The organism is Streptomyces bobili (assembly GCF_002154575.1).
GTDB classification, from domain to species: domain Bacteria; phylum Actinomycetota; class Actinomycetes; order Streptomycetales; family Streptomycetaceae; genus Streptomyces; species Streptomyces bobili.
The window spans coordinates 1-9,144 of sequence record NZ_MUBA01000604.1 but is presented as its reverse complement, the minus strand read 5'-3'; the positions used below and the strand labels follow the sequence as shown (position 1 = coordinate 9,144).

Below are 9,144 nucleotides of genomic sequence, written 5' to 3'. Positions count from 1 at the left end.
GAGCCGGCGTGCCTGGGCCATCGGCATCGCCGAATGCACCCCGAAGACCCGTGCCTCGTACGAGGCGGTCGCCACCACCCCGCGTGGCCCGAGGCCCCCCACCACCACCGCCTTCCCGCGCAGACTCGGCTTGGATGCCTGCTCCGCCTGGGCGAAGAAGGCATCCATGTCGAGATGCAGGATGGTGGGCGCGTTTCTCACATCTCCGATGCTGCACCACGCCACTGACATCGACGTCGCGCAGCCGCCCGCGAGCCCCCGGTGCGGGTGTCAGACCGCCCGGTTGCGTCTGCGGGCCAGCTCGTCCGCCGGGTTGGGTCCGACGAGGGTCTCCCCCGTGTCGACGCGCTCCCCGTGCAGCTGCGACAGCGCGCTCTCGACGTCCCGCCACACCACGCCGACGGCGATGCCGAAGATGCCCTGACCGCCCTGGAGCAGCGCGTGGACCTCGTCCGGCGAGCTGCACTCGTAGACCGTGGCGCCGTCGCTCATCAGCGTCATCCGCTCGAGGTCGCTGAAGCCGCGCTCGCGCAGGTGCTGGACGGCGGTGCGGATGTTCTGGAGCGAGACCCCGGTGTCGAGGAAACGCTTGACGATCTTCAGGACCACGACGTCCCGGAAGCTGTAGAGGCGCTGTGTCCCGNNGGGTACCCCCCGCTCGAGCGGAGCCGTGAGCTTGGGGGAGGGTACGGACCGCTCCCCCCGACACCGAGTCCGGGGGCACCCCCAACCGTACCGTCGCCGCTGCTTCTCACGCCGACCTCCGTCCTTGACCTGCCTTCTCGACGGTAGGCAGTCACCAGGGGTGCGTCAACGATCGCCACACTCGGCACGCCGAGTGATAATCACCCCAGGAGTGGTTTCCCGCGCTCCACCGCGGGGAAAGGCTAGCCGAATGCGCTGAGCGGAGGCCGCAGGACGCTCTCACGGGCCGCTGGCAATTGCCGCGACCCCGACCGGCCGGCCCGCCGGACCGACCCCGTCTCCGGACGGCTACTGATTACTGCTGCCGAAGTCCTCGGGCGAGATCTGGTCGAGGAACTCGCGGAACTTCTCGACCTCGTCCTCCTGCTCGTCCGGGATGGCGATCCCCGCGTCGTCGAGCACCGTGTCACTGCCGTAGATCGGCGTCCCCGTGCGCAGGGCCAGCGCTATGGCGTCGGACGGCCGTGCGCTCACCTCGACCCCGCTGGCGAAGACCAACTCGGCGTAGAAGACGCCCTCACGCAGGTCGGTGATGCGCACTTCGCTGAGCTCCTGGCCGACGGCTTCCAGCACGTCCTTGAACAGGTCGTGGGTCAGCGGCCGCGCCGGAGCCATGCCCTGCTGGGCGAAGGCGATCGCCGTCGCCTCGCCCGGCCCGATCCAGATGGGGAGGTAGCGGTCGCCTCCCACTTCACGCAGCAGCACGATCGGTTGGTTGGAGGGCATCTCGACCCGGACACCTACGACATCGAGCTCGTTCACACAGCAACCCTAGGCCGTGCCCGGGACGTTTGGGTAGTCGGGCCGGGAACGGGTGACCGATCCGGGCGGTCCGGGCCCTTCGCCTCAGGGCAGGCGCACGCCGAGCGCGGTCTGCACCAACGCCGCGTGCAACCTGAGCGTGAGCCCCGCCAGCTCCTTCGTCCGAGCCTCGGCGTGGGCCCTCGTCTGCGGATTGCGGTGCCGCCGCAGCGGCGCGACCACCTGGTCCACGAGCCCCGCCTCACGGTCGGCCGCGGCCCTCATCAGCCGCAGATGCCGGGGCTCGATCCCGAACCGGCCCAGCTCGGAGACGAGCGAGGCGACCGTGACCGTCTCGGCGTCATACACCCCGTCCTCCAAGGACACGACGAGCCCGTACGACTCCCACTCCTGGAGTTCCCGCTCGTCGATCCCGGCGGCCGCCAGCAGCTCGGACCGCCCGATCCGGGCAGCCGTGGGCACGTCGGACGGCTCCTGTACCGCCTGCCCGTCCCGCTGCCGGCCCACCGTGGGCAGCGCCGCCGCCTCACCGCGCTCCATGGCGTCCAGGTGCTCCCGGATCACCTTGAGCGGCAGATAGTGGTCCCGCTGCATCCTCAGTACATGGCCGAGGCGCTCGACGTCCTCGCTGCTGAACTTGCGATACCCCGACGGGGTCCGCCGCGGCTCGACGAGCCCCTCCGACTCCAGGAAGCGGATCTTGGAGATGGTGACTTCGGGGAACTCGTCGCGCAGCACGTTCAGCACCGTGCCGATGCTCATCGCACCACCGTCCGCTGCGGCGCTACCCGGTCCGGTACCGCCCCTCGGTGTTCGCAGCATGGGCCTTCCCTGGGGGTTCCCCCGGACCGGGTCCGGGGGCGGGTCAGTAGCCTCGCTGGCTCGCGTAGAAGACCAGCCGGTACTTGCCGATCTGCACCTCGTCACCGTTCGCCAGAGGGACCTCGTCGATCCGCTCACGGTTGACGTAGGTGCCGTTCAGGCTGCCGACGTCGGCGACCGTGAACGAACCGTCCTGGCGACGCCGGAACTCCACATGGCGGCGCGAGACCGTCACGTCGTCCAGGAAGATGTCACTCTGCGGGTGCCGCCCCGCCGTGGTCAGGTCACCGTCCAGCAGGAAGCGGCTGCCCGAGTTGGGGCCACGCCGCACGACCAGCAGGGCCGAACCCAGCGGCAGCGCGTCGACCGCGGCCTGGGCCTCAGGCGAGAGCGCCGGCAACTGCGTCTGTCCGGTGACCTCCGAGTCGTACGCCTCGAGACCGGAGATGGAGATGGTGGAGGTCGTCTCCGACGCGCGCTCGGGCGTCAGACCCGGCCTCAGCGGCGCGCCGCAGTTGGAGCAGAAACGGCTGTTCTCCGCGTTGCGGTTACCGCACCTCGTACACACCAGGGCCGACATAGGGGAAAACCCTCCACCCGTACTTGAGGTTGACGGTTGTCCGAAACCTATGCCGCCGGACTGTGCAGGGTCAACCGACGCCCCGCCCTGGCCGCCGGAAATGTCACCGCCCGGACCAGCCACCTGGTCCCGGAACAGCGGCCGCTGGCCTTCCGCGTCGGGCTGTGCGCGGTGACGGGCGGTCGCGTTGTCACCGCTGCCCTCTCGCGCGCTCTTGCCGAACAACTTCGCAAACAACTTCACGGGCGATTCCCCTTGACCGAAACAGACCCGCCCGTGGGGCAGGACGAACCCTGACTGATTAGACCGGCCGACCCGGACATCTTCACAACGTCCGTATCCACCAGACAGTTTCCACCACGCACCACCCGATCGGTGCGCCGACCCCCCGCAACCTCATGCCCCTGCCGGACAGCCCCCATGCACCCCCGGTTCACTGCGAGGACGACCGAGCGTAGTCAGGCTGCTCCGCCGCTCGCAAGGCATCCACGACGATCTTGGCCGATCGCTCCACGGACACGGTGGCCTGCTCCTTCTCAAGAGTCTGCACCACGCCTCCCGGGATGTTCAGCGCCGGTTCGAGGTCCTGCGGCTTCCCGATGACCTTGAAACGATAGGGCGCGTTGATCTTGTTCCCGTCGACGCTCACGCTCTTGCCGGATTCCGTGAGATAGGTACCGGCGACGACCCGGACGCCGTTCACCTGGATCGCCTCCGCACCCGCCGCGCGCAGCTCCTGGATCGCGTCGAGCAGCATGTTCGCCTCGACCGTCCCCTTCGTGTCCTCGATCGTCATGGTGATGCCAGGCCCCTCCGCGGCCACCGTGCCCGCCAGGATGCCGAGTTGCCTCTCCTTCTCGACCGTCTGCCTACGGGCCTCCTCGGCCTGGTCGGAACTGTTCTCCAGTTCCTGCCGCTGCTTCTCGAGACCCTGCTTCTCGTCCTCAAGACGCTGACTGCGGTCATCCAGTTCATCGAGGATGCGCACAAGATCTTCCTGTCGTGCGCCGCGCAGGGCATTGCCGCTGTCACTGTTGGAGGCGACCTGCACCGCCAGACCGAAGCCGAGGCCGAACAGCAGCAGCGCGACGATGAGTTGGGCCCGGCTCACCCGCGGCGGCCACAACCCCTGCACCAGCCGCTGCCTGCCGGTCAGCGCGGGCTCGCCGCTCTCCTCGTCCCGCTCCGCGCGCGAGGCGGCCGCGGGAACCTCCTGGGGCAGTTCCTTGCGCAGCCTGGTCGTGGGCGTCTCGTCCCGCGGAGTCTCGTCCGGCCGGGTCGCGTCCTGGTCGCTCATCGCCCTCACGCCCGGAAGACGTGCCGGCGGATCGCCGCGGCGTTGGAGAAGATCCGGATGCCGAGCACGACCACCACACCCGTGGACAGCTGGGCACCGACGCCCAACTTGTCGCCCAGGAACACGATCAGAGCGGCCACGACCACATTGGACAGGAACGACACGACGAACACCTTGTCGTCGAAGATGCCGTCGAGCATGGCCCGCAGACCCCCGAACACGGCGTCCAGCGCCGCCACGACGGCGATCGGCAGATAAGGCTCGACGACGGCCGGAACCTCGGGCCGGACCAAGAGGCCGGCCACGACTCCCACGACGAGGCCCAGTACGGCGATCACGATGTGCCCTTCTCAGTTCTCGGCTGTGCTGTACGTACGATCACACTCGGTGCCGCGGGCAGCCGGACGTCCTTCTCCACCGAGATGGCGGTCCGGATGCCGAAGTTCTCCTGGAGAGCGTTCAGGTACAGCCCGTCGGCGCTGTCCTGGAACCGGGTGCTCAGCTTCTTCCCGTCCCCCACCGCGAGCACGGTGTACGGCGGCACCAGCGGCTTGTTGTCGACCAGTATGGCGTCACCCGCGGCCCTGATCGCCGACAGCGCCGTCAGCCGCTGCCCGTTGACGGAGACGGCCTCGGCACCCGACGCCCACAGTCCGTTGACCACGCGCTGCATGTCCCGGTCACGGACTCGTCCGGTGTCGGAGAATCCGGAGGTCTCGCGCGGATCACCGTCGCCACCCGTGGAAGCCTCCTCGGCATCGTCCACGACCAGCTTCACTCCGGGTCCGTGCACCTCGACGGCGCCCGCGAGGATGCCGACCAGATCCGCCTTGTCGCTCCCGCCGCCGTCGCGGAGCGCCTCCCGCTGGCGCGCGCTCACATCGTCACGCAGCTTGTCGACGGTGTCCTCAAGCTTGTCCGCCGCCTCGGTGTCGCTGTCGATCCGGTCGATCAGCTCCTCGCGCTCCTTGGCCACCACCGGCGCGGCGATCCGCGCCTCGGCGGCTCCCACGGTCACCACGAGCGCCGCGAGCACCAGACCGAAAGCCAACCCCAGCTTCGACCGCAGCGTCCTGGGCAGGCCGCCGACGCCCTCGGCCTGCTTACGGGCGGCGGCCTCTGCATAGCCGTCGTCAAGGCTGTGGTCCATGACGTTGGTGAGCAGCGACATGGACGCGTCCGGGCGCGACACGCGCGCGGACGTGCTCCGAACGGGGGGCTGCTGCGGCATGCCGCTCATCGTCGCACGTCGCGCCCGCTACCTCCGAATGGCCCCACCGACGTGCCGGACAGGCCCCCTTGGGGACACCTGTCCGGCACGCGCGCGTGAAAGGAGTTCAGCGCCCGGCGCTGTCCACGACCGCCGCCCACTCGTCCAGCAGGGCCTGCGCGGAGGCGTCGTCGGGGCCTTCCGCCCACAGATGCGTGACCGCCTCGGCCGGGTCCGGCAGCACCATCACCCAGCGTCCGTCGGTCTCCACGACACGGACGCCGTCCGTGGTGTCCACGAAGCGCTCGCCGGCCGCCTCGACGACCCGCCGCATCACGAGGCCCTTGACGGCCCACGGCGTGGCCAGGTCCCGCTTCAGGACATGCGCCCGAGGAATCCGGGCGTCGATCTGGCTCAGCGTGAGCTGCGTCCGGGCCACGAGCCCGATCAACCGCACGAAGGCCGCCGTACCGTCGAAGACACTGCTGAACTCGGGAACGATGAAGCCGCCCTTGCCGTCCCCGCCGAAGATGGTCGACTCGTCCCGGCCGACCCGGGTCAGGTCGTCGGGCGAGGTCGTCGTCCACTCCACCTGCGTGCCGTGATAGGCCGCCACCTGCTCGGCGATCCGCGTCGTGGTGACCGGCAGCGCCACCCGCCCGCTGCGCCGCTCGGCCGCCACCAGGTCGAGCAGCACCAGCAGTGCCCGGTCGTCCTCGATGATCCGGCCCTTCTCGTCGACCAGGGAGAGCCGCTCGCCCACCGGGTCGAACCGCACACCGAACGCGGCCCGCGACGAGGCCACGATCTCCCCGAGCCGCACGAGCCCGGAACGCCTCTGGTCACCGGTCTCGGTCGGCCGGGCCTCGTTCAGGCCCGGATTGACGGTCAGCGAGTCGACCCCGAGCTTGCCGAGCAGGCTCGGCAGGACCAGACCGGCACTGCCGTTCGAGGCGTCCACCACGACCTTCAACCCGGACTCGGCGATCCCGGTCGTGTCCACATTCCGCAGCAGCGACCCCGTGTACGAGTCGAAGACACTGGCCGGGAAATGCAGGTCCCCGATCTCTCCGGGGAACGCCCGCCGATACTCCTGCCGCGCGAACACCCGGTCCAGCTTCCGCTGACTGCCCTGCGACAGATCGGCTCCCTGTCCGTCGAAGAACATGATGTCCACGGAATCCGGCACCCCGGGCGAAGTCCGGATCATGATCCCGCCGGCACTCCCCCGCGCGGTCTGCTGCCGCGCCACGGGCAACGGCACATTCTCCAGATCCCGTACGTCGATGGCGCTGGCCTGGAGAGCTGAGATGACCGCCCGCTTGAGGGCACGGGCGCCACGGGAGTGGTCGCGGGCCGTGGTGACCGTGGACCCCTTCTTGAGTGTGGTCGCGTAGGCCCCCGCGAGGCGCACGGCCAGCTCCGGCGTGATCTCGACGTTCAGGATGCCCGAGACACCCCGTGCACCGAAGAGATGCGCCTGGCCCCGCGATTCCCAGATCACCGAGGTGTTGACGAATGCGCCGGCCTCGATGGTCTTGAACGGGTAGACCCGCACATTGCCCTGAACAATCGATTCTTCGCCGATCAGGCATTCGTCGCCGATGACGGCGCCGTCCTCGATCCGTGCGGCGCGCATGATGTCGGTGTTCTTTCCGACGACACAGCCGCGCAGATTACTGTGCTGTCCGACGTACACGTTGTCATGCACGACGGCCTTGTGCAGAAAGGCCCCGCTCTTGACGACGACGTTGGACCCGATGACGCTGTGCTCGCGGATTTCCGCGCCGGCCTCCACCTTCGCGTAGTCCCCGATGTAGAGAGGCCCGCGGAGTACGGCGTCCGGGTGCACCTCCGCGCCTTCGGCCACCCACACACCCGGTGAGATCTCGAAGCCGTCGAGTTCGACGTCGACCTTGCCTTCCAGCACGTCGGCCTGGGCCTTCACGTAGCTCTCGTGAGTGCCGACGTCCTCCCAGTAGCCCTCGGCGATATAGCCGTAGATCGGCTTGCCTTCCTTCATCAACTGCGGGAAGACGTCACCGGACCAGTCCACGGGCACATCGGCCTCGACGTAGTCGAAGACCTCGGGCTCCATGACGTAGATTCCCGTGTTCACGGTGTCCGAGAAGACCTGGCCCCAGGTCGGCTTCTCGAGGAAGCGCTCGACCTTGCCCTCCTCGTCGACGATCGTGATGCCGAATTCCAGAGGATTGGGCACGCGCGTCAGACAGACGGTGACCAGTGCGCCCTTTTCCTTGTGGAAGCGGATCAGCTCGGTGAGGTCGAAGTCGGTGAGTGCATCGCCGGAAATGACGAGGAAGGCGTCGTCCTTCAACGCTTCCTCTGCGTTCTTGACGCTTCCCGCGGTACCGAGTGGCTTCTCCTCGTTGGCATAGCTGAGCTCCATACCGAGCTCCTCGCCGTCACCGAAGTAGTTCTTGACCAGTGAGGCCAGGAACTGGACGGTGACGACGGTCTCATTGAGCCCATGCCTTTTGAGCAGCCTCAGAACGTGCTCCATGATCGGCCGGTTGGCGACCGGCAGGAGCGGCTTGGGCATGCTTGAGGTCATGGGACGAAGGCGTGTGCCTTCGCCTCCGGCCATCACGACGGCCTTCATGTCGGAAGCGTCCTCCTTGAAGAGACGACGGTCTAGCCGACTTCACCCGTCAAGATTGTCCCGCACTTTTCCGTAGCGGGCCATCGAGCCACTGCTGACTGCCAATAGGCTCGGCGAGATCAGTCGGCCATGGCGTCCGCACGGACCAGGCGGCGGACTTGTACCACGTAGAGGACTCCTGCCCACCAATAGAGCGTTGTACCCCATCCTGCGAACGCCCATCCGAAAATAGCAGCGAGCGAGGCGAGCCATCCACTTCCGTCACTGAGCAGCAGAAGCGGGAAGGCGTACATCAGGTTGAAGGTGGCTGCCTTCCCGAGGAAGTTCACCTGGGGCGGCGGATAGCCGTGCCGCCTGAGGATGCCCACCATCACCAGCAGAACCAGTTCTCGTGCAAGCAGTAGACCGGTCAACCAGAGGGGGAGAATCTCCCGCCAGGTGAGGCCGACCAGAGTCGAGAGAATGTAGAGCCGGTCCGCGGCCGGGTCGAGGAGCCGGCCCAGGCTGCTGATCTGGTTCCAGCGCCGGGCGAGCTTGCCGTCCAGGTAGTCGCTGATCCCGCTGAGGGCCAGCACGAGGAGAGCCCAGCCGTCGCTCTGCGGGCCCCCGAACTCAGGCCTGAGAATCAACCACAGGAACAGGGGTACGCCGAGGAGACGCGCCATGCTGAGGATGTTGGGGATGGTGAGGACCCGGTCGGTCTGCACACGGGTCTCTTGGACCTCCACCCGGGAGCCTCCAGTAGAAAACGAGCCAACGATGCCCCCTGACCTTACCTCAACGCAAAAAAGCTCCGGCTCTTGGGCTGCTTGCCCAAGAGCCGGAGCTCTAAAAGGAGTTCGGCGGCGTCCTACTCTCCCACAGGGTCCCCCCTGCAGTACCATCGGCGCTGTGAGGCTTAGCTTCCGGGTTCGGAATGTAACCGGGCGTTTCCCTCACGCTATAACCACCGAAACACTATGAAACTGTCGAACTGCCGCACCACACCCATCCGCAAAACGGATGGATATGGGGCTGTTCGTGGTTTCAGAACCAACACAGTGGACGCGAGCAACTGAGGACAAGCCCTCGGCCTATTAGTACCAGTCAGCTTCACCCGTTACCGGGCTTCCACATCTGGCCTATCAACCCAGTCGTCTACTGGG

The 9,144-nt window shown here is 67.6% G+C and carries 9 protein-coding genes, 2 rRNA genes and 1 pseudogene; all 12 read right to left on the bottom strand.

The window, feature by feature from the left end; translation table 11 throughout:
- A partial coding sequence (locus BZL64_RS34760; RefSeq protein ID WP_483025115.1) for a Y-family DNA polymerase occupies positions 1 to 201 on the bottom strand: 201 nt, incomplete at its 3' end.
- A 69-nt stretch (positions 202 to 270) separates the two neighbouring features.
- Positions 271 to 755, bottom strand: a pseudogene (locus BZL64_RS34755) (MerR family transcriptional regulator).
- A 238-nt stretch (positions 756 to 993) separates the two neighbouring features.
- On the bottom strand, positions 994 to 1,467 hold the full coding sequence (locus BZL64_RS34750; protein WP_073494403.1) for a bifunctional nuclease family protein: 474 nt from the start codon (positions 1,465 to 1,467) through the stop codon (positions 994 to 996).
- Positions 1,468 to 1,551: 84 nt separating this feature from the next.
- Positions 1,552 to 2,289, bottom strand: coding sequence for a transcriptional regulator FtsR (gene ftsR / locus BZL64_RS34745; protein WP_086773057.1), 738 nt, complete (start codon positions 2,287 to 2,289; stop codon positions 1,552 to 1,554).
- Between the two features lie 43 nt (positions 2,290 to 2,332).
- A complete protein-coding gene (locus BZL64_RS34740; RefSeq protein WP_086773056.1) occupies positions 2,333 to 3,220 on the bottom strand; it encodes an FHA domain-containing protein in 888 nt (295 codons plus the stop codon).
- Between the two features lie 82 nt (positions 3,221 to 3,302).
- Positions 3,303 to 4,166, bottom strand: a complete 864-nt coding sequence (locus tag BZL64_RS34735; RefSeq protein WP_086773055.1) for a DUF881 domain-containing protein — start codon at positions 4,164 to 4,166, stop codon at positions 3,303 to 3,305.
- Positions 4,167 to 4,171: 5 nt separating this feature from the next.
- Positions 4,172 to 4,504: a small basic family protein gene (locus tag BZL64_RS34730; protein WP_003988855.1), complete on the bottom strand. Its 333-nt coding sequence runs from the start codon at positions 4,502 to 4,504 to the stop codon at positions 4,172 to 4,174.
- Entirely contained in the window at positions 4,501 to 5,397 is an 897-nt protein-coding gene (locus tag BZL64_RS34725) for a DUF881 domain-containing protein (protein ID WP_244205690.1), read from the bottom strand. Before BZL64_RS34725 ends, BZL64_RS34730 begins: the two co-directional genes overlap by 4 nt.
- 106 nt (positions 5,398 to 5,503) lie before the next feature.
- Complete coding sequence (locus tag BZL64_RS34720; RefSeq protein WP_086773053.1) at positions 5,504 to 7,999, bottom strand: mannose-1-phosphate guanyltransferase; 2,496 nt, start codon at positions 7,997 to 7,999, stop codon at positions 5,504 to 5,506.
- Positions 8,000 to 8,118: 119 nt separating this feature from the next.
- Positions 8,119 to 8,727 (bottom strand): cardiolipin synthase ClsA, encoded by a 609-nt coding sequence (gene clsA, locus BZL64_RS34715; protein WP_086773052.1) that lies wholly within the window; start codon positions 8,725 to 8,727, stop codon positions 8,119 to 8,121.
- Positions 8,728 to 8,836: 109 nt separating this feature from the next.
- Positions 8,837 to 8,953 (bottom strand): 5S ribosomal RNA (gene rrf, locus BZL64_RS34710).
- Between the two features lie 102 nt (positions 8,954 to 9,055).
- Positions 9,056 to 9,144, bottom strand: a 23S ribosomal RNA gene (locus tag BZL64_RS34705); the annotation flags it as partial.

What these genes read in the sequence shown, in the direction of transcription:
- ftsR (WP_086773057.1), bottom strand. Translation starts at nt 2,289, where the DNA reads ATGCTGCGAACACCGAGGGGCGGTACCGGACCGGGTAGCGCCGCAGCG.
- BZL64_RS34735 (WP_086773055.1), bottom strand. Translation starts at nt 4,166, where the DNA reads ATGAGCGACCAGGACGCGACCCGGCCGGACGAGACTCCGCGGGACGAG.
- BZL64_RS34725 (WP_244205690.1), bottom strand. Translation starts at nt 5,397, where the DNA reads ATGCCGCAGCAGCCCCCCGTTCGGAGCACGTCCGCGCGCGTGTCGCGC.
- BZL64_RS34720 (WP_086773053.1), bottom strand. Translation starts at nt 7,999, where the DNA reads ATGAAGGCCGTCGTGATGGCCGGAGGCGAAGGCACACGCCTTCGTCCC.